Source organism: Roseibacillus persicicus (genome assembly GCF_014651675.1).
GTDB classification, from domain to species: domain Bacteria; phylum Verrucomicrobiota; class Verrucomicrobiia; order Verrucomicrobiales; family Akkermansiaceae; genus Roseibacillus; species Roseibacillus persicicus.
Genome location: NZ_BMXI01000010.1, coordinates 1 through 21,961, shown reverse-complemented (window position 1 = coordinate 21,961; position 21,961 = coordinate 1). Strand labels below are relative to the sequence as shown.

The 21,961-nt window shown below is 56.4% G+C and carries 13 protein-coding genes; 11 read left to right on the top strand and 2 right to left on the bottom strand.

Features of this window, described 5'->3' with window-relative positions; genetic code table 11:
* Positions 1 to 43 precede the first annotated feature (43 nt).
* From IE099_RS12155 to IE099_RS12140, 4 genes are all read left to right on the top strand, one after another.
* Complete coding sequence (locus IE099_RS12155; RefSeq protein WP_189570212.1) at positions 44 to 850, top strand: type II secretion system protein; 807 nt, start codon at positions 44 to 46, stop codon at positions 848 to 850.
* A gap of 315 nt (positions 851 to 1,165) precedes the next feature.
* Positions 1,166 to 1,963, top strand: coding sequence for a type II secretion system protein (locus tag IE099_RS12150; RefSeq protein ID WP_189570211.1), 798 nt, complete (start codon positions 1,166 to 1,168; stop codon positions 1,961 to 1,963).
* A 74-nt stretch (positions 1,964 to 2,037) separates the two neighbouring features.
* A complete protein-coding gene (locus IE099_RS12145; RefSeq protein ID WP_189570210.1) occupies positions 2,038 to 2,820 on the top strand; it encodes a hypothetical protein in 783 nt (260 codons plus the stop codon).
* On the top strand, positions 2,817 to 3,605 hold the full coding sequence (locus IE099_RS12140; protein WP_189570209.1) for a hypothetical protein: 789 nt from the start codon (positions 2,817 to 2,819) through the stop codon (positions 3,603 to 3,605). Before IE099_RS12145 ends, IE099_RS12140 begins: the two co-directional genes overlap by 4 nt.
* 17 nt (positions 3,606 to 3,622) lie before the next feature.
* Here IE099_RS12140 and IE099_RS12135 read toward each other — a convergent pair whose 3' ends face one another.
* Together IE099_RS12135 and IE099_RS12130 are read right to left on the bottom strand one after the other, a co-directional pair.
* Positions 3,623 to 3,997 (bottom strand): hypothetical protein, encoded by a 375-nt coding sequence (locus tag IE099_RS12135; RefSeq protein WP_189570208.1) that lies wholly within the window; start codon positions 3,995 to 3,997, stop codon positions 3,623 to 3,625.
* Positions 3,998 to 4,105: 108 nt separating this feature from the next.
* The gene (locus IE099_RS12130; RefSeq protein WP_189570207.1) at positions 4,106 to 4,960 is read right to left on the bottom strand and encodes an SMP-30/gluconolactonase/LRE family protein; all 855 of its coding nucleotides are present in this window, start codon (positions 4,958 to 4,960) and stop codon (positions 4,106 to 4,108) included.
* 111 nt (positions 4,961 to 5,071) lie between these two features.
* On the opposite strand from IE099_RS12130, the gene IE099_RS12125 reads away from it, so the two are divergent.
* The 7 genes from IE099_RS12125 to IE099_RS12095 all read left to right on the top strand — a co-directional run bounded on the left by IE099_RS12125 (position 5,072) and on the right by IE099_RS12095 (position 21,737).
* A complete protein-coding gene (locus IE099_RS12125) occupies positions 5,072 to 6,070 on the top strand; it encodes an N-acetylmuramoyl-L-alanine amidase family protein (protein WP_189570206.1) in 999 nt (332 codons plus the stop codon).
* Between the two features lie 91 nt (positions 6,071 to 6,161).
* On the top strand, positions 6,162 to 7,769 hold the full coding sequence (locus IE099_RS12120; protein WP_189570205.1) for a sulfatase family protein: 1,608 nt from the start codon (positions 6,162 to 6,164) through the stop codon (positions 7,767 to 7,769).
* A gap of 16 nt (positions 7,770 to 7,785) precedes the next feature.
* Positions 7,786 to 9,780: a beta-agarase gene (locus IE099_RS12115; protein WP_189570204.1), complete on the top strand. Its 1,995-nt coding sequence runs from the start codon at positions 7,786 to 7,788 to the stop codon at positions 9,778 to 9,780.
* A gap of 31 nt (positions 9,781 to 9,811) precedes the next feature.
* Positions 9,812 to 12,934 (top strand): DUF1553 domain-containing protein, encoded by a 3,123-nt coding sequence (locus tag IE099_RS12110; protein ID WP_189570203.1) that lies wholly within the window; start codon positions 9,812 to 9,814, stop codon positions 12,932 to 12,934.
* A complete protein-coding gene (locus IE099_RS12105) occupies positions 12,931 to 14,412 on the top strand; it encodes a DUF1501 domain-containing protein (RefSeq protein WP_189570202.1) in 1,482 nt (493 codons plus the stop codon). The genes IE099_RS12110 and IE099_RS12105 overlap by 4 nt, the downstream gene beginning before the upstream one ends.
* A 609-nt stretch (positions 14,413 to 15,021) precedes the next feature.
* Positions 15,022 to 20,679: a carbohydrate-binding protein gene (locus IE099_RS12100; protein WP_189570201.1), complete on the top strand. Its 5,658-nt coding sequence runs from the start codon at positions 15,022 to 15,024 to the stop codon at positions 20,677 to 20,679.
* 122 nt (positions 20,680 to 20,801) lie between these two features.
* The gene (locus IE099_RS12095; protein ID WP_189570200.1) at positions 20,802 to 21,737 is read left to right on the top strand and encodes an energy transducer TonB; all 936 of its coding nucleotides are present in this window, start codon (positions 20,802 to 20,804) and stop codon (positions 21,735 to 21,737) included.
* Positions 21,738 to 21,961: the final 224 nt, after the last annotated feature.

Below are 21,961 nucleotides of genomic sequence, written 5' to 3'. Positions count from 1 at the left end.
ACCAAGGGATTTTTCCCTATAACCACAAAAACTAGATAAAACAATGAAAGCAACAAAAGGACAAATGCGGTCCGGTTTCACCTTGGTGGAACTGCTGGTCGTTATCTCGATCATCGTCGTTCTGGCCGGCCTCGCCGTGCCGACCGCGATGAAGGCCCTCGGTAAAGCCGAGCAGGTCACCGGAATCAACAACGTCAAGGGCATCAAGTCAGCTCTTGACCTCTTCGCAAGTGACTTCGACGGGGAATACCCCAGCGATGACACCGCAGAGGAAATCATGGAAATCTCCGACGACAGCGCCGGAGCCTCCAAGCGCGGCAGCAGCAGCCGTTTGGACCGACGCGGTTTGGACGGCGGAAGCCGTCTTGATAGCCGTGGTTCCCGCGGTGGTCGCGGTTCTTCTTCTTCGGACAAGCCATCCAACTACTACTTCCAGCAGTTGATGAGCCGTGGTCTCGACAACGAAGAACTCTTCTTCCAGAAAGCCTTCAAAAAGGCCTTCATCGTGAAGAAGCCTAACAACGACAAAGTGGTCGATCAGGGCGAGTGCGTTTGGGCTTACACCAAGAACCTCCAGCAGACTTCAAGCAGTCACCTTCCAGTGGTGTTTGACTCTCCTATCAGCACCGGTGACAACCCCAAGTTCTCGAAGAAAGTTTGGGACGGTAAAGTCATCATGGCACGCCTCGACAGCTCGACTCGTACCGAGTTGATTGGCGGAACCGATGCCAAAGAAGGCAACGTGACCGGCAAGATCGACGGAGACCGCATGAACCTCTTCTCGCCTGAGGCATTGGAAGAAGGAGTCATGACTGTTCCCGACCTGAAGCGTATCGGCTCCGGCAACTAAGTTTCCGAACAATTCACAATTCCAGGCCGGTCCCACCTCGCGTGAGACCGGCCTTTTTCGTGTCGAGCGGAGAAGAATCGCGGTGAGTTTAGGGGGGTGTTAGTTGTCAGAGATCGGTTATCGGTTATCGGTTATCGGTTATCGGACAACTGACAACTGACAACTGACAACTGACAACCGACAACCGACAACCGACAACCGACAACTCTTCACCCCCATTTCACACTCCCTTCACCGTTCCTTCATTTTCATCTGTTCATCTAACGGCCTAACCCGGGGAAGCGATTCCTCATAACCGTAGAAATAACTAACAGCATGAAAACACCAACCCAACCCCTCGCCCAACCCAGAGGGCTGCGAGGCTTCACTTTAGTGGAGCTTCTTGTCGTCATCTCCATCATCGTCGTCCTCGCCGGCATTGCCACTCCGGCGGCGATGCGAGGGCTCAAACACGCCGAACGCGTCGAAGGCCTCAGCAATGTGCGGAACATCAAAGGTGCACTCGACCTCTTTGCCGCCGACTTCGAGGGAGAATACCCCAGTGATTCGACCGCTATTCTGTTAGAGGAACTCTTGCGCGATGATGAGCCCCGCTCCTCTACACGAAAGCTGGAGGGCAAGTGGAAACTCGACTCTAAAAAACTCGCAGGGAGTGGCTCTCGGCAACGAGAACAACAACGAACCTCCAACGACTATTTCAACCAACTGATGTCGCGCGGGCTCGACAACGAGGAGCTTCTTTACAACTCCGCTTTCCGGCGAAGCTTCGATCTCCAGCGCCCCAACAAAGACGGCAAAGTGGACCGCGGTGAAAACGTGTGGGGCTACACCGCCAACCTGATGAACACTTCCGCCAGCCATCTCCCCCTCGTCTTCGACACCCCAATCAGCACGGGGGACAGCCCACGCTTTTCGAAGAAAACCTGGGACGGGCGAATTCTAGTAGCTCGCTTGGATGGCTCGACGGCCACCATTCCGATCGGCGGCAGCGATCCAGATGCGGGTCCCGTGCGCGACACCATCAACGGACGGAGCACCAATATCTTTTCGCCTGAAGCATTGGAAGAAGGTCGCCTCGCTCCAGCCGATTTAAAGGCCCGCGGCTCCGACTAACAGACCCTTCGATTGTTTTATCTAGACCGGGGGAGGCGCTTTGACTTGAGCGCCTCTCCCACTCTCTCCACCCGATGTCTCCCGCCACCCTTGCCCGCGGACAAACTCGCGATCTTCTTCCTCTTTTCGCACCCGAGGCTCTCCGCCAGTCCATCCCCCGAGCAGTGGGGCTCATTATCCTCGGAGCCGGATTCTACGGGTTCACGGTTGGCCTCTGGCGGGGACTCGACATGGCCTGCTATGTCGCACTCAAGACCCCCCTTCTCCTCTTTTTCACTCTTCTCATCACCGGATTGCTCAATGGGATGCTCGGACTTTTGTTTGGGACCGGAATTGGCTTCCGGCAGTCCGTGCTTTGCCAGCTTCTGGCCTTCTCCTTGGCTTCCCTCCTTCTCGCTTCCCTCGCTCCAGTGACCTTCTTTCTGGCACTGGAAGCCCCGCCCGCTGATTCGCCCGAAGCCGCGTCCTCCCATAGCTTCTATCTCCTGATTCATACCGCAATTATCGGCCTTGGCGGCTTTCTTGCGGTGGTGCGCCTCTTTGGATTGATTCGCGCTCTCACTCCGGACTTCCGGGCGGCCCGTCTGACTCTTCTCTCCTGGCTGGGGTCCAATGCCATCGTGGGCGCGCAGCTTTCTTATCTGATGCGTCCCTTCTTCGGCTCCCCCTCCCTGGAGGTCGAGTTCCTGCGCAAAGACATGTTCAACGGCACCTTTTACGAAGCCGTTTGGCGCGCGCTCAATCGCCTGCTCTCCGAGGAGCTCACCGTCGTTGTCCTGCTTGCGACCGGAGCTCTCGCCGCTCTCTTTCTTCACTCTCTTTTGAAACATCCAACCTCAAAATCAAACCAGCAATGAATCCACCCAACCTACCGGAACAAACCGAAGAACCCAAGGACCCAAACGAAGGCCGTCAAGCCGTCGAGGTCACCAACCTGGCCACCGCCATCGAGGCGCTGCTGCGAAGTCCCCTCAATCTATTGAAAGCGCTGCCGGAGAAACGACAGCTCATTCTCCCCCTCGCGCTACTCGCCCTTTTCAGCGCGGGGGTGCTGGGTTTAGTCTTCGGCTCCTACTCCGGTGGAACCCAGCTCTGGGCTGCTCCGCTGAAAGTTGGAGGAGGGCTTCTCTTGGGGGCATTGATTTGTTTCCCCAGTCTCTACGTTTTTTCCTGCCTGGCCAATTCGCCTCTGCGACTGGGAGGAGTTGCCGCCGCCTATCTCTGCTTCCTCGCGCTCTTGGGCCTGCTCCTGATCGCCTTCGCGCCCATTCTTTGGATCTTTACCCAGTCCTCCAACTCTTTGCCGTTCGTCGGCTTTCTGGCGCTTGTGGTCTGGTTGCTGTCCTTTCTCCTCGCGGGCAGTCTGCTCCGCAAGGTCAGCCGCCGGGCCACCAGCTCGTGGCAGGTTCATCTCTGGTTACTCATTTTCCTAACAGTCACCCTACAAATGTCGACCGCGTTGCGCCCGATTCTCGGAACTTCGGAGACCCTTCTTCCACAGGAAAAGAAGTTCTTCCTCACCCACTGGATGGATTCCATTGACGAGGCTGCCCGCGAATCCGACTCGACGAGCACCGGGAGTGCTAACAACCAGTCCAGCATCAAGAGCAGTCGGACGGACAATCCATTTCTTGAGAACTAGAGACCACACTCGAGCCTCTAGCCCGGCAAGGAAAGCTTTTCGTTTCGCTCAATGACCTTTCCCTCATAGATCATCCGATCGAGTAATGCGCTTTCCTTGGCCGAGAAACATTGCTGAAACGAGATCGTCGAATTGTCGGGCGAATTGGAAGATACTTGGGTGCTCTCCGAACCAATCGCTTGACCTAACTCCGTTCGAGTCAGGGGGCCTTTCTCCAATTCCGCCGCGACCCGACAGTAGGTCCGGTGGAGGGAACGCTCAGCGCCATTGGAATCCATTGACAAGCCAAGCAAACACGAACCAGCCAGAATGGAAAATCCGAGGAAGAGGCTCGATTGACGATCCGGCACATAGAGTCCAGCCCCGATACGATCATCGAGCAAAAGCGCCATCGCGAAAAGTAAGCACCCCAAGAATAAGACTAGAAATACTTTATACATGTTCAGACACTGAGGCTCGATTCAAGCAGGGACAATCTCAAACTAGCTCCAGCGGTCGGGCTAGCCTGCGAACGGGTTCGCGGGCATACCCTTCACCCCGAGCCCCTTGATCACAAACAAACGGCCGGCATCTTCCTCCACGATACTCTTGTGAATTCCAGTGGTGACGTAGAGCTCATCCAAGTTCTCGCCGCCCCAGGTGCAGGCCGTGGTCTCGACGCAAGGCAGGTCAATGCGTTGCAGTTCCTCGCCCGTTTCGACATCGAAGCGAGCCACACAACCACCATGACAGAAGGCAACCCACACTTTCCCCTCCGCATCCATTGCCATTCCGTCCGGCGAAGTGTCATGATGCTTGGTATCCACCACCACCTCCCGATTACTCCACTCCCCCGTCGCCGAGTTGTAGTCGAAGCCCCAGATCTCTCGACGGGGAGTATCGATATAATAAACACGCTTTCCGTCTGGACTCCATGCAATGCCGTTGGAGTTGGTGACTCCCCCAAAGACTTCACGCACTCCCAACTCTGGATTGAGCTCATAGAGGGCCGCGTCCCCCTCCTTTTTCACCAAAGAGATGGTCCCCGCAAACAGTCGCCCGTCCGGAGAGCACTTTCCATCATTGAAGCGATTGTCGTCCTTGTCTGGCTCCGGATCGACGATGGGCTTCTGCTCTCCAGTTTCTTCATCAAGAAGGTGAAAGCCCGTATCGCCGACGAAAACCAGCCCCCCCCGACTCCGTGGCACGACCGCGCCAACTCGCTCTCCCACTTCCAAGAGACGCTCCTCGCCGCTGGCAGGGTCGAAGCAAATCACGCGATGAGATTCGATATCAACGTAATACAGCATTCCACTCCACCAGATTGGTCCCTCGCCCCACTTTGCCCGATAGCTTCCTGCCAATTCAATTTCCATGCCCCCAGCTAACCCCTTGGCGGAAAGGAGACAAATCCCAAAATCGGACTTTTGACCGATTCCTAAATTGTATTCCTCTTTCAAAAAGGTAGTCTGGGCGCAATCTTCCCCATGATTTCCAGATTACTCGCCCTCGTTTTTCTTTCCTTGATGGTGCCACAACTGTCGGCCCAGAGCACCGCCGCGTGGGAGAATGTTGTAGTCGGCAAGGAGAATTACGTCACTGTTCGTAGTATCCAGAAGTTTTACGGATTCTCCACCATGCGCACTTCCGGCTCCAAGCTGATCCTCGAGAAAAAGGAAATACGCGTGGAGTTCCTCGTTGGCCAACAGGATGTCTGGATGAACAAAATCAAATTCGTCTTTTCCTTTCCCGTCAAACGCTCCGGCAACCGCTATCTGGTGCACCGTATTGATTTGGTCAAGTTGCTTGACCCTGTGATGCGTCCCTACAATGTGGGTGGTCGGGGCCCCTCCCGGATCGACACCGTCATCATCGACCCCGGACATGGTGGCCACGACCCGGGAACGGTTAGCCCTCATGGCAACGGGAAGGAAAAGGACCACGCCTTGGCTCTTGCCAGAAAACTCTCTCTGCAATTGCGCAAGCGCGGCTTCAAGGTGGGACTGACCCGCGACAAGGACCGCTACCTCACCCTCCAGCAACGGGTCGACTACGCCAACAGATTCCCCAACGCCATTTTCATATCGCTGCACTTCAATTCCGGCGGTGGCGGACGCGCCCAGGGCATCGAGACCTTCACCCTCTCCCCCAAAGGAGTCGCCCACTACGGCCGGGGATTGAAAGCCTCAGATTATCAGGAAAAACCCGGCAATAACAACGACTCCGCCAATGTTGCGTTGGCGACAGCCGTTCACTCCAATGTCATCAAGGCCACTCAGCGAACCGACCGGGGCATCCGGAGAGCGCGCTATTCGGTCATCTCAGGCGTCAAGCACCCGGCAATCCTCTTGGAGGGCGGCTTTCTATCCAACCGGACGGAAGGCTCCTACATCGCCCGCTCCGACTATCAGGACCGTCTCGCCTTCTCCATCGCTGAAGCGGTGGTCAAATACAAGATGGCGACTGAGCGGGCACCCAAGCGATAAGCTCGCCTCCCCGGGTTCCAGCCTGGAACCGAACCCAGTTTTTCCCCTCATTTTTTGGAGAAATTTGAGAATCAGGACATTACCCTCCTGAATGCTTCGCCCTCTTCGAAAATCTCTCGCGGTCTCCTTGTTACTCCTTTTGCCCAGTCAGGGCGAGGAATCGAGACCCAACGTCATCTTCATCATCACCGACGACCAACGTCAGGAAGATCTCGGTTTTATCAAAAACGAGGCTCTAACCCCGAGTTTGGACAAGCTGGCCAACGAAGGAGCATTCTTTTCCAACAGCTACACCTCCTCCACCGTCTGCACCCCCAGTCGCTACGGCTGCATCACCGGACGCTACCCCAGCCGGGGTTCCTCTCCCGCACTGCTCCGTGACGTGACCCCCGAAGGCGTACGCAACGTCTACTTCAATACACATCTCGAAGCCGACCGTCCCAATCTCCCCAAGGCGATGCAGGCTGCGGGCTACGTGACCGGCTTGATCGGAAAGTGGCACATCGGCACGCGGGTCAAGCTTGAGCAAATCCCCAAAAACTCCGACCCCACAGATCCGTCGGTCAGAGAAAAACTACAAGCCAATCAGACCGCTCTCTGCGCGCAACTCCGCACCTTCGGCTTCGACCACGTCGCACGGGCCTATGCGGGCAACCCCCTTGACTCGCCCCAACTGAAAAACACCGGCTTGGCCCACCACAATATGGACTGGGTCACCGAAGGGGCTCTGGAGTTTATCGAATCGAACAAAGACAAACCCTTCTTCCTCTACTTCTCCACCACTCTCCCCCATTTCCCCGATCCCGTGGCCGGAATGACGACCGATCCCCGCAGTACTCCCGCCGGGATTCTCGACCAAGCCCCCGTCGGAATGCCATCCCGCGAAAGCCTGTTCGCCAAAGCCAAGGCCGCAGGATTCTCGCGCGACAGTGCCGGCCAGACCTGGCTGGATGCGGGCATTGGAGCAATCTTGAACAAGGTGGAATCGCTAGGCCTGGCCGAAAACACCCTCGTCATCTACTTCAACGACCACGGGATGGAAATGGCGAGCAAGAGTTCACTCTATCAGGGAGCCTTGCGCACCCCTTCCGCGGCCTACTGGCCGGGCACTATCGAGCCCCAAGTCTGCGAAGCTCTCGTTTCCAACGTCGATATTGCTCCAACCATCCTCGACGCCACGGGAACAGAGCCTCTTCCCGACATGCCGCTGGACGGAGAGAGCTACTTGCCACTTTTGCGTGGCGAACAAGTCGATTGGCGCAAAGCGGTCTATGGAGAAATCGGCTTCACCCGCACAGTAGTCACCAAGGACTGGAAGTATCTGGCCTTTCGCCTCCCTCCCAGCCAAGTGCCCCCTGCTGAAGAAGCCCATCGCTTGCAGAAGGAAACTCTCGATGAGATCAAAGCAAACCATGCTTGGGTGAAATGGGAATTCGATCCAAACGCCAAGATTCCCCACATTGGAGGCCCTCCCGGAGGCAATTTCCTCGTCCGCCTCACCATGGCTGCCAAACCGCCCTATCTGGAGAACTACTTCGATGCGGACCAACTCTACGACCTGCGGAACGATCCCACCGAAACCACCAATCTAGCCGGCGACCCGGCCCATCAAGAGCAACTGAGACAGATGAAAAGCCTTCTGTCCGAAACTCTTTCCACCTTGCCTGGCACCTTTGGCGAGTGGTCCTCGGCTCAGTAATCCTCTTTCCAAGATAATGAAGTCCCAAACCCATCTCCTCGGATTCATCCTCCTGAGCTCAACCGTCACCACTTGGTCGCAGAATTCCGGCACGGTTGAGCCTCCCGCCCTGCCGGCTGCATCTGTCACTCTATCAATCCGCCCTCAGGTCACCCGAAGCATCGAGGGTCACACTGACCTTGAACGCCACCGCTACTTCGCACTGGCTCACGGTGGAAAAAACTTTGAAAAACAAACCGCTGAAGGCAAACGCTATCAGGAACTCGTGGAGGAACTTGATATCTCGTTCGGGCGGGACCTCGGCCCCGTTCGCTCCGTGGTCCGTTGGACCAAGTCCGTGCGCGAAGACGAGGCTCGCCCCGGCCACGCCGACCTCGCATTCTTAAAAGAGCAACTCGGTAGTCAGGACCACCAGGACTCTCCCAAGCTGACGAGAGACTTCTCCCCCAATCTCGAGGTCGCCGCCCATGGTCTTCCCGGAGGCTACCCAGAATTCATGGGACAATGGATGCCCGAGGAAGCCAAAAAAAGCGGCCACGGTCACCGTCCCCCGGTGATTCCAGTCAATACCGAAGCGGCAGCAGAACTCGCCGCGGCGGTCCTCGATCATAACTTCACGGATCTGACCCGCCCGCGCTACTTCGAGCCTATCAATGAACCCCACTGGTCCTTTCTTCTCAACAGTCCCGAACGAATCGCCAACTGGCACCTTGAGACCAAAAAGGCTGTTTCAGCTCGCACGCCGGAAGTCCTCGTAGGCGGCCCCTGCAACGCAGTCGGCAACTTCTACCGCAATGACTACCAGGCCTTCAACGGTGTGCGGAAGTTCATGGATAACACTGCCAACGGCCTCGATTTCTACTCTTTCCACACTTATGACTACCATAGCTGGAATGGTCAGAATTTCGGAGGAATGATCTTAAGCGGCTTGCCCTTGGAAGGGATAATCGACCTCGTTCCCAACTATACCCTCATCTCGCAGGGAAAAGCCTGTTCCATCGTCATCAGTGAGCAAGGTGGTTACGCCGCCAGTGGCAATGGCGACAGCAATCATGACCTTATCCTTAAAGTGGCGGAGGAAGTGATGGAGCGAAAAGAGGGTGAAAGCGAATTCGACTATGCCCTGAGGGCGCGCTCCATCCACGACTTTCTTCACATCAACTCAATGGTCGCCAACGCCCTGGTCTTCATGGACCACCCACAAACCGTGCTCAAGGCCGTGCCCTTTGTCCTCCTCCACTCCGCCAACTGGGATCCCAAATACTACGCGGTTCTCTACGCCCCCCGGGACTTCGAACAGAATGGCAAGGACTGGGTGCCCACCGGCCTTCACAATTACTATCGCCTTTTTGCAGGAGTCAACGGAAGACGAATTGACGCCACTTCCAACGACCCCGACGTCATGTGCCGCAGCTTTGTGGATGGCAACAAGCTCTTCGTCATTGCCCACAATCTCTCGCGCAAACCAGAGAAACTGAACCTCGACCTCTCCATCAGTCAGCCAAACAATCTACAAGTCCGGCGCTTGAGCCAGAACGAAGATCTGACCCTTTCCTATCGCGAAGAACAAACTGAAGCCATGCTCCACGACTTGGCTCCACAAGAAACGATTGTCTTCGTTGCCGAATTCGCCGCTCCAATTGCGGAAGAGAAGCACTTCAACGAAACCATTCACTATGGAGGGAAAGTCATGGTTCCAGCTGGAACGTCCATCCCCCTCACCGTCCCCAATCCTGCCGAAGTGAAAGAAGCAACCCTCCGCATTGGCTTTCACCTCCCAAAAGCTGAAAACAAATCGCTTGTCATCAAATTGAACGGCAAAGAAATCCCCAATCAAGTGGAAGACAGCGCCGCGCGATTCGTAGACAAAGAGGGAGCCTACTCCTCCTGCCGAATCATCAAAATCGAATCAAGTCTCTTGCAAGAGAACAATTCGGTGGAAGTTTTATCCACTGTAGATGAAAAAGTGACGATTGGTTCTGCCGTATTGAGAACCCTCCGCTCTCTCTAAAAACTTTCCCCTAACAAACCCGCCACCCTCCATGCGTTTCTCTCTCCTTGGAATCCTCGCCCTTTTGCCTGCTTCCGCCGAAGTGAGCTACAACTATGACGTGCGCCCCATTCTGTCGGACAAGTGCTTCTTCTGCCACGGCCCTGACGAGAAAGAAAATGGCGCCGGCCTGCGACTGGACAATGCCGCCTCCGCCTTTGCTGCCCTCAAGGAATCAGATGGATTTGCCATCGTTCCCGGCAAGGTCGAGGAGTCGGTCGCCTGGCATCGAATCATTTCATCGGAACCCGACGAGGTCATGCCCCCTCCGAAGTCCAACCTAGTTCTAACCGATGATGAGAAAGAGATCCTGCGTTTGTGGATCGAGCAAGGGGCTCCCTACGAGAAGCACTGGGCCTTTGCCAATCTCCCACCAGAAGTTAAGGTCCCCCAACCCGCCAACCAGGAATGGCCGAACAATGCGATTGACCAATTTATCCTCTCACGTTTGGAGAAAGAAGACATCGCCCCCTCCGAGCCAGCCAGCCCCCTTCGTTGGCTGCGCCGTGCCACCTTCGACCTCACCGGCCTCCCTCCATCTCCGGAAGAGATCGAACGATTCGCGACCGCAGCCCGCGACAACCTTCAAACCGCCAAACAGGAAGCGGTCGAACGCCTCCTGCAATCCCAATCCTACGGTGAGCACCTTGCAGTCGGCTGGCTGGATGCCGCCCGTTATGCTGATTCCTATGGCTACCAGTCGGACAAGCTGAATACACAGTGGCCCTATCGCGACTGGGTGGTCGAGGCCTTCAACTCGAACCTTCCCTACAACGATTTTCTCACTTGGAACATCGCAGGAGACCTGCTCCCGAATGCCACCCGGGAGCAAAAACTCGCCACTGCCTTCAATCGACTTCACCGCCTCAACAACGAGGGAGGAGCCATCTTCGAAGAGTGGCGCACCGAAAACATTGCCGATCGCGTTCACACTTTTGGGACCGCCGTCCTGGGTCTCACCATGGAGTGCACCCGGTGCCACGACCATAAGTATGATCCCTTGACGATGACCGATTACTACTCGCTCTTCGCCTTTTTCAACTCCATCGACGAGAACGGGATGTATGACCGGACCGAACGCGTTCCCTCGCCCACCTTGCTCCTTCCCGACGAGAAGCAAGAAAACCAATTGCACCAGGCTGAAAGCCGCTTGGCCGAAGCACGGAGTAACTATCAAAACGAGCTGAAAGCCAGTCAGGAAGCCTTTCAAAACTGGCTCACAACGCTGGACGGACGTGGAGTCGGGCTGGAAATGCCGAAGATCGGCCTCGACTTTTCCACCGGAGAACTCAACCCCAAGTTCGCCAAATTTGCGGAAGGCGACCACGGCAATGCTCCTCCTCTGGAGTTCAAGCCGCTGCACCCAAACCAGCCCGAGCCCCTCGCTCTCGCTCTGGACGGGGACCGCTATCTCAGCTTTCACGACATCCCCTCCTTCGATCGCTGGACGCCATTCTCAATCTCCATCACTCTCCTCCAGTCACAGTCGACGCAGCATCGTGCGGTGCTGGCCCACCACAGCCGGGGAACTGATGCGGGATTCAACGGTTGGGATTTGACCTTGGAAAAAGGTTTTCTCGAATCGCGACTCTACCGCGTCTGGCCAGGCAACGGGATGGGCGTCCGCACCCTGGAACCAATTCCCACCGGCGAACTGCAGAATATCGTCGCCACTTGGGATGCCTCTGATCAAGCGAGTGGACTCAAACTCTACCTGAACGGAATTGAACTCGCCACCGAGATCCTCAGGGATAAGAAAGTAAAATCCGCCAGTGTAACAACCCAGCACGGCGGCAAGTTTGCGCTCGGCTCTCGCTGGCGCGATGCCGGACTTGCCGGAGCTCTCATTGCTGACTTTGGCCATTTCGATCGCACCCTATCTCAAGCCGAGGTCGCCAAGATCGCCGACTACTCGGGAGAGGTGAGTCTGAAGGACTACTTCACGCTTAGAGTGCATGAGCCAACCCGCAAAGCTAAGGAGGCTCTGCACCAAGCGGTCAAAGCCCTCGTAGATGCCGAAGAGCCCGTGAACGAAATTCCGGTAATGGAGGAGCTCGACCATCCCTTGCCTGCCTACATTCTCGACCGGGGAGCCTATGATGCGCCCAAGACCCCCGACAAGATTGTCCCGCGAAACACTCCGGCCATGCTCATGCCCTTTCCGGAAGATGCTCCCCGGGATCGTCTGGGCTTGGCGCAGTGGACCACCCATCCCGACAATCCCCTCACGGCCCGGGTGTTCGTCAACCGAATGTGGGCAGCGTTCTTCGGAACAGGTCTCATTGATACTCCCGAGAACCTTGGGCTGCAAGGTGCCCTCCCCAGCCATCCAGAATTGTTAGACTGGCTCGCCCGCAATTTCGTTGAGAGCGGCTGGGACATTAAGGCTCTTTGTCGCCAAATCGTGCTCTCCTCGACATATGGGCAGAACTCTCGCCACTGTCCCGAGCTTGCCGAAATCGATCCCGAGAACCGACTCCTCGCCCGTGGCCCAGCCCATCGCTTGTCGGCGGAACAGATTCGTGACCTCTCCTTAGCCGCCTCGGGACTGCTTAATCCAGCTGCCGGAGGACCACCCGTTTCCCCCTATCAACCGGGCGAAGATCTCTGGACCGAGTCCAATGGGATGTCCCCCCCATATCGCCAATCGGTTGGTCAGGCGCTCTACCGTCGCTCCCTCTATTCGGTCTGGAAGAGAACCGCACCGCTGCCTAACATGCTTGCCTTTGACGCGGGGTCCCGCGAGGTTTGCAGCGTGGCCCGCTCCCGCACCAACACGCCCCTTCAAGCCTTGGTGCTACTCAACGATGTCCAATTCGTGGAGGCGGCCCGTCACTTGGCGGAAGAAATCGCGCATGACGAACCGACCAAGGAGATCGAAGCGGCCTTCCTCCGCCTCGTAGGCCGACAGCCCACCGCTGAAGAACAGGAGGTCTTGCTATCACTCTATCAGGAACAACTCGACCGCTTTCAAAAGAATCCGGAAGCTGCCCTGAAGCTCGTCTCACTCGGGGAATCCGATGTCGAAAGCGACCACCCCACCGCCAAGCTCGCGGCCAGCACCGTGATTTGCCAAACAATCCTCAATCTCGACGCAACCATTTGGAAACGATGAATACTCCCACCATTGACGACTTTCTGGGCATCAACCGCCGCCATTTTTTCAAATCCAGCGCGGCAGGAGTAGGAGGGATCGCGCTATCCAGTCTCCTTCAAAACTCCCTCGGGGCCGGCAAGGAGATTCCCAGTGGGTTGGCCGACCTCGCCCCCAAGGCCAAACGCGTGATCTACCTCTTCCAGTCCGGAGGACCGGCGCAACACGACTTGTTCGACGACAAACCCCTCTTACGCGAGATGAACGGCCAGCAGTTGCCCTCCGAGGTCCGGGCCGGCCAGCGCCTCACAGGGATGTCGGCCATGCAGTCCTCACTTCCTCTGGCAGGGTCCCATTTCTCTTTTGGCAAGTATGGTCAGAGCGGTGCCGAGTTCAGCGAACTTCTCCCCTATCATCGCGAAATCGCGGACGACATTTGTATCGTGAAGTCGATGTATACCGAGGCCATCAACCATGATCCCGCCATCACTTTTTTCCAAACCGGATCCCAGATTGCCGGGCGCCCTTCCTTTGGCTCCTGGATTTCTTACGGGCTTGGTTCGCTGAACGAAAATCTGCCTTCCTTCATCGTTCTGGTGTCCGCCGGCCAAGGAGGTCAGCCTCTCTATTCCCGCTTGTGGGGCTCGGGGTTTCTCGATTCCAAACACCAGGGAGTGCAGTTCCGTTCAGGCAAAGATCCCGTCCTCTATCTCTCCAATCCCGAAGGCATCTGTCGAACCAGCAGGCGCTCAACTCTCGATGCGCTCAACAAGCTGAATCGCCAGCAATTCGAACGCGAGATCGATCCCGAGATTGAATCCCGCATTGCTCAATACGAGATGGCCTATCGCATGCAAACCAGCGTGCCAGATACCACCGACCTTTCCGACGAACCAGACAGCACCTTCGAGCTCTACGGTGAAGATAGCCGCAAGCCAGGAACCTTTGCCGCCAACTGCTTGTTAGCCCGTCGCCTGGCCGAAAAAGGGACCCGCTTTATCCAACTCTATCACCAGGGCTGGGACCACCACGGCGGTCTCCCGAAAGGGATTCGCAATCAGGCTCAAGAAGTTGACCAAGCCTCTGCAGCCTTAATCAAAGACCTCAAACAGCGCGGGCTGTTGGAAGACACTCTGGTCGTTTGGGGTGGCGAGTTCGGTCGGACGGCCTATTCCCAAGGCACTCTAACCGCCACGGATTACGGTCGCGACCACCATCCCCGCTGCTTCACCATGTGGCTGGCTGGCGGTGGGGTCAAACCGGGTCTGACCTTTGGGAAAACGGATCCCTACGGCTACAATATCGTCGATGCGGGAGGCGTTCCTATTTCTCCAGACAAGCATCACTACCATCCCGATGCGGTCCATGTCCACGACCTGCAAGCGACCATACTCCACCTGCTCGGCGTCGACCACACTCAGCTCACCCACAAATACCAAGGCCGCCGTTTCCGACTGACCGATGTCCACGGCAAGGTCGTGAAGCAGATTCTGACCTAGAGGCGTGCTAAGTCAGCTCGGACGCCATCAACGAATTTCTTGAGGTTGGCTTGGGTTGAATCGGGAAAATTGCTCCACCCTTTCACCGCTATGAGCCGTGATGGGGACTTGGGTTAGCTGCAGCCTCCGGGATTGGGGCATTGGAAAACCTTTCTCCGGTGCGTTCGAGCCTCAATTCAAAAGCGCAGCTTGCCTACTACACTCTTTGCCAAAGGATCGGGTCGCATCCGGGGATGGAAACGCTCCCCCGCTGGACAGCCCAATTCCGACTGAGCTGGGGATTTTTGGAAATCAGCTGAAAGGAAGGTCGTTCCGCTTGGAGCGGGAGATTGAAGGATGATCCGAAGCGCCTTTCTGTGCGGAACCCCAACTTTGCCGGGGGCGTTTGGACTAGCCTCCTGAAACCTACACCCCTGCAACTTAATGCAAAACCTGAAGTTTTGCACCAAATCGCCTGAAAACACACAAATTATTAATAAATCGCGTCGGAACTAGTCGATTTTCTTTAAAAATTAGTTGTTAACAGAACTAAATTTTTATAAAAGTTGCCCGCAAGCCTTGATTTTCCATTGCGCGAGAGACTTGCACCAAGTCCACCCTGTTCCAAGCATGTTCCGCTTTTGTTTTAAATTTTTCGCGAGCTTTGTGCTGGCAGCTAGCGCTGTAGCCGAGATCTCTACCTTTACCGTGCCCACTTCGGTCAGTGGCGATGCCGATGGGAACTCGACATCTCCCTGGTATTCCGACGGTCAGACCACTCTCCAGATTCAGTTCGATACCTCGTCGGAAATACCCACGGCATCTACGATCAATTCCATTACACTGCGCGCAAACGGTAGCGCAGTGGCTCCCAGCTATCGAAGCGAGATCGACCTCAGCGTCACCGACCCTGCTGGAAACACGGCCAGTTGGGACTTCGGAACCAACCTGAGCTTTCCAAACAGCGCGGGCTCTTGGGACACCGGAAATTTAACTCCCAGCGGATTGTCAGGGAACGCGGCAGGTCTTTTTACCCTGCGGTTCACGGAGGATTACAACGATACAGGAAACGACAACGCGGTGCAGTCCGTCACCCTTACCGTGGACTACACCGCTCCCACTTCGACTCTTACTGCCAGCATTGGCGCCTATCTAAACGGTGTCCTTCCCGCGAGCGATCCGACCAACGGAGGAGCTCAGCCACCGGCCACCCTTTCTGCCACTGGCGCGTTTTCCAACTTGGCAAGGTTGACGGCCGCCCCCGGACTCATCCCTTACGACGTGAACTCTCCTCTGTGGTCCGATGGCGCTCGTAAGAAGCGTTGGATTGCCATTCCTTCCGACGGAACCCGCGACTCCGCAGGTGAAAAGGTGGTTTTCAATGCTGACGAGCCTTGGACCTTTCCTGTGGGAACGGTTGCCGTGAAGCACTTCGAACTCCCCATCAACGACAATGACTCCGCCCAAGTTCGACGCTTGGAGACTCGTTTCCTGGTCGCGATTGGGAATGGTGATTTCTACGGAGTCTCCTATCGCTGGCGGGCGGACGGAAGTGATGCCGACCTCTTGCCCGATGGAGCGAGCGACACCATCAGTATCACCAACGCCGACGGCACCATCCGCAACCAGACCTGGGACTACCCCGGGCGTCAGGACTGTCGCTCTTGCCACAACTGGGGTGCGGGCATCTTTCTTGGAATCAACACCTGGCAACTCAATGGCAATCTCACCTATCCCGGTGAAAGCTCTCCCAGCAATCAACTGAGCGCTTGGGACGCGGAGGGACTCTTTACTACTTCTCTGGAGGCCGCCTCCAGCTACCCGGCGGCGGTCGCTGTTGATGATGCGACCGCGTCCCTCGAACTCCGTATGCGCTCCTACTTGGCAGCCAACTGCTCGAATTGCCACAATCCCGCCGGGGGCCTGAACACCAGTTTCGACCTCCGCTTCGCGACCACCCTGGAGAATACCAATCTCATCAATGGTGAACTTCTCTACGACCTCGGGATCAGCGGCGCACATGTCATCACGCCCCAAAATCCGGAGACCAGCATCCTTCACCGCCGGATGAATACCACTGACGTTCACAAGATGCCCCCCATTGGCCGCAACGTCATTGACCAGACCGCGGTTGATACTCTCAACCAATGGATCATGACTCTCTCTGAACCTGGAAGTGGAAACTCCAATCCCCCGCTGGCCAATGATGATGAGGGCCTGACCCGCTCTGGCATTGCGGTAACCATCAACGCCTTTTCCAACGACAACGATGTTGATAGAGACAGCTTTTCCCTCCTCCAGGACAGCGCTCCCGCACACGGGACGACCGTGTGGAGCAACAACGGACGGGTGACCTACACGCCTGACCCCGGTTTCATTGGTAGTGATCAATTCACTTACCAAATCATCGATAGCACCGGAGCAGCATCGCAGACGGCCACAATTCGCGTCGTAGTTACTGCCGCCGTCACCTCCAATTCCATCACCTTTACGGATAGTTCATCCCGCTTGGCCGACCCCACTTCATACAGCGGAGTGGCCATGGGAGTTGTGGATATGAATCAGGATGGGAGGGACGACATTATACGCTTCCGGCGAGCTAGAAACCTTTTCGTGGACTACCAGAATGCTGACGGCAGCTTCACCCCCCTGTCGCTCGGGACCCCGAGCAACACCAATCAATGGGGACTCGCCATCGGGGACACCGACAACAATGGCTACCCTGATCTCATCTCAGGGGGCTACTTTGATGGACTCCATTACCAACGGGCCAATGGCTCGGGAACGTCCTTTTCCTCCAGCACCTTGGATAGCCCGAAAGTGTTCCTGCAAGCGGTGAGCTTCGCGGATATCAATGGCGACGGCTGGCTCGACCTCTTCCCCTGCCACGATGTCGGCCTCAATCCCCCTTTCAGGAATACCGGCAATGGAGGGTTGGTGCACGACGCCAGCCTCATCGACACCACGACCACTCCCGCCAGCGACAATTCTGGCAACTACGGCAACGTGTGGACCGACTACGATGGCGATGGCGACATCGATCTCTATATCTCAAAATGCCGTGGAGGGGTCACGAGCAGCAGCGACCCACGCCGCATCAACCAATTGTTCCGAAACAACGGAGATGGCACCTATACCGAGGTCGCAGCGGAAGCCGGCCTGGCAGACGGGGCCCAAAGTTGGACCGCGGACTTTGCCGACATCGACAACGACGGAGACCTGGATTGCTTCATCGGCAATCACGGAGAAGCCAGCCGCTTGATGCGCAATAATGGTGACGGGACCTTTACCGACATCACTAGTGCCAGCGGTATCGATGTGACGTGGAATGTGATTCAGTCCATCTTTCGCGACTTCAACAACGACGGCTGGACCGACCTTTTGCTCACTGGAGCTCAGCACGGGATTTGGATGAACAATCGCGATGGCACTTTCACTCAAATTTCCAACCCCTTCACCTCCACTGCGATCGAGTCTGCCGCAGTTGGCGACCTCAATCGCGACGGCTTTCCTGACATCTACGCGGGATATGCGAACCTCTACAACACGCCTGTCTCCTCCCGCCCCGACAAACTGTTTCTTTCCGAACCGAATGGAAATGGCTTTCTTTCTATCACCTTGAAAGGCCGCACCAGTAACCGGCTCGCCTCCGGTGCCTGGCTGGAGCTACACGGTCCTTGGGGTGTTCAATTGCGGGAAGTAAGGACAGGTGAAGGCTATGGAATCACCAACTCGTTCTCGCAACGCTTTGGCATGGGGAACAATGCGGTTGCCTCAAAACTAGTTGTGCGCTGGCCATCAGGAACAGTCGATACCGCCTTCAATGTGCAAGCCAACCAGTTTCTAACTTTGGTCGAAGGCGACACCTCTGCTCCGGTTTTGACCAATCCCGGCAACCTCACGACCAATGCGTCCTCCCCCGTCAACCTGCAACTCTCGGCGAGTGATCCGCATGGGAACGCTCTTGCCTTCTCGGCCAACAATCTGCCGACCGGACTTTCATTGAACTCCAACACCGGCCGCATTACCGGAACGACTTCGAATGTTGGCGGAGTCTTCAACGTGACCCTCTCGGTCAGTGATGGCTGGTCGTTTGTCTCCGAGAACTTTGTCTGGACGATCGAGGGAGCGGCCAATAACGGGCCAAGCTTGGCACGGGTCAATGACTTGACCAGTGAGGTCGGCGAAACGGTGACCCTGAACTTGAATGGAACCGACCCCGATGGCGACCAGCTCAGCTATAGCGCCTCCGGTCTCCCTACCGGCATCAACCTCGCGCCGCAATCAGGAGTCATCTCCGGGGCTGCTCTGAGTGCGGGAGTTTCGACTGTGACTGTGACGGTCAGCGACGGCTCATTGACTTCCTCGCGAAGCTTTACTTGGACCGTGGAAAGCGATGTCGTCGAGCCCAGCCTGGCCTACGGTGGAGTGGCACCATTGCTACCGACTCTCATTCAGGCCGAGCACTTCGACACCGGTGGGGCCGGAGTGTCTTACTACGATGTGGATAGTAATAATATCGGAGGCGACTACCGCGACACGGGAGTGGACCTCGAGCCCTCACTCGATACCGACAACACCCCCAGCCTTGGATGGGCCGAGGATGGCGAGTGGTTGCACTACTCTGTCACTTTGACTCCAGGCACTTGGGATATTGTCGCCCGTGCGGCCAGTGAGTTTGGTTCACCCGGTTCCTTGCGAGTCCTGCTGGATGGTGACCTGTTAGGGACAATCGATATTAAGAGCACTGGTGGTTGGTATAATTGGCAAGAGTTTGTCCTCCCCTCTGTCACAATCGACGGCACCGGACCGGGCGTTTTGCGCCTTGAGATTTCGGGAGCATCCTACAACTTGAACTGGATTGAATTCCGCGAACCCGGCACCACGGATGGCGGCAACGGTGGTGGCGCTGGGAGTGGGGGCGGTTCCAGCACGACCCAAGGACCCTACAACGGCACTGCCGCCAACCTTCCCGGACGCGTGGAGGCGGAGAACTTTGATGATGGTCCTGCCGGGGAAGCATTCTTCGACTTGGATCCGGAAAATATCGGTGGATCCTATCGCGACAGCGGGGTCGACATCGAACGTTCCAACGATATTGAGGACGGCTTCTCGCTAGGTTGGATCGAGAACAGCGAGTGGACCGAATACACTGTGGACGTGACTCCCGGCAGCTATGACATCACCGCCCGGATTGCGAGCGCAGAGATCACGCCCGGTCTGATCCGGGTTTTGTTAGATGATCGGGAACTGGGAATCATCACCGTCCAAGGAACTGCGGATTGGTATCTCTGGGAGGACGCGCGACTCCCCAATATTGAAGTTACCGAAGCTGGTTCAGCGGTCCTGCGACTGGAATATATTGGAGGTCCCTACAATCTGAACTGGGTCGAGTTCTCCGAAACCAGTGGCGAAGGAGGCTCACCAATCGAACAAGGTCCCTTCCTCGGAACCACTCCGAGTCTGCCTGGTCGGATTCAAGCGGAGGACTATGATCTAGGAGGGGCGGGAGTCGCCTATCAAGATAACGACGTCCAGAACATCACTGGGGCCTACCGCAGTGACGGAGTGGATATCGAGCCTTCGGGCGACGTCGACGGCTCCTTCAGTCTGGGATGGTTCGATGCCAACGAATGGGTCGAATATACGGTCTCCCCCGAAGCGGGAATCTACGACATCACAGTTCGCACCGCAGCGGGAGAAGCCAATCCCGGCGACCTCCGCCTAAAGCTGAATGGCAGCGAGATTGTCACCTTCGACATTCCCGACACCGGGGGCCCCTCAAACTGGGTCTCCACCACCCTGACAGGCATCACCCTCCCCAATGGCGGAGAGCAGGTTCTGCGAGTTGAGACCGTTGGAAACGGAATCAATTTCAACTGGATTGAGTTTACTAAGACAGACGACCTCCCCGGCACATCAGCCCTCCGCTTGCCACGCAGCGAGGAGTCCCTGCTCGCCTTGGCTTTCGGCTCTTGGGACGGTGTTCCCTCTGAAGGAGAAGCGCTTCGACTAACCATCTCTCACGATGGTCCCGAAGACATCTGCGCGGTGACCTTTTTGATTCGGTTGGGAGGCTGGCGCACCGAAACCGGCTATCTGACCAAGCAATTTGTCTACCAGCCACTCGGCTCACCTGACCTCGAAGAATGGGAAGGACCACTGGAACCAGTAAATAATCCTGCAGGTCTCCCCGTGCCTCCTCCCGGATACAAATACGTCAGCTATCGAATTCCCGGAGAGAATTTGGTCAAAGCCTTCTTCAAGGTTGAAGTCGAGGAACACTAGGAGGTCTCTCAATAGAAGAGTTACAGTTGGGGCGGTCCCTCCCGATAGCCAGCAGGAGCCGATACTCTCCTTGCTCCGATTTGAAATGAAAGTATGGTGCGTCACGTTCTTGTTTGTGCAAAATGCGACCACGCCTCCTCCAGCTGCCCAAAGAAACCACTCCGCTGCCGCCCCCGCGCCCGCGCGAAGTTGCAGCACAAGGGCTTTCCTCCGTTTTGCTGGCAACCTCAACGGTTGCTTTGCTAGGCTTCGGATTCTGGCTTTTTCCAATTGTCAGCAACCTCACTGACAATCTCACTGAGGTTAAGGCGGTCAACACTCCCTTCACAAAACCAAACGAAGCCCTTTCGGAGGACGCCCCCAACCCAATCGCCAAACCTCACCGCAACCCGACCCCTCCCAAGCTTCTACAGCGAGTGCAACTCGCAAGTCCCCTTCCCACTCCGCCCATTAGCACCGATAGCTCTCAGCTGAAAACCCAGATTCTAACAGACCAGGCGAGCCTCGACCTCGAACTGCTCGCCGAATACCAAGAAGAGGAAGAAGCCCGTCTCGCCGAAATCCTGCAAAAGGAGCGCGAAGCGGAAGAACAGCGTAAAAAAGAGGAAGCTGAAGCAGCTCAAAGAAAAGCAGAGCTGGCGGAGGCCAGACGCGTCGAAGAAGCCCGGAAAGCAAAACAACGCGCCGCTCTGGCCGCTCAGCGAGCCAAGGAACAACAGGCCAAAGCGGAACGGGACCGAATCGCCGCCGCCGAGCGCAGACAAAAAGCCCTCGCCTCCAAAGTGAGCTCTGCCCCCACCGTTATCAGCAAGAAGGCCCCTCTCTATCCCAGCTCTGCGAAAAGAGCCGGTCTGGAAGGGACCACCCAGATCACCGCCACCATTTCACCTTCAGGAAAAGTCTCCGCTGCCTCTATCAGCCGAAGTTCCGGGCACAGCGCTCTCGATTCCTCGGCACTGGCTGCGGTCAAACGCTGGAAATTCGCCCCTGCCAGAAACAGTCTAGGTGAGCCCATCACCCACCAGGTGACCGTGCCAATCACCTTTCGTCTGGATTGACGAAACCCAATCCTATCCCCCGGACCATGGTCCCATCGGAAGGTCCAACGAAGGGACGCGAGTCGAATAGGTCGAAGTTTTCTTCCTTTGGAGCTAAACCCAAACGCTTCCGGACGTTTAGACCGTTTTCCAGATGAAGTTGCCGAAAAAGACGCAAAACAAACTGTACTTTTAGGGTGTTTTTTCTGAGAATCGCAGATCGGCCGTCAACGTCAGTTTCCAAA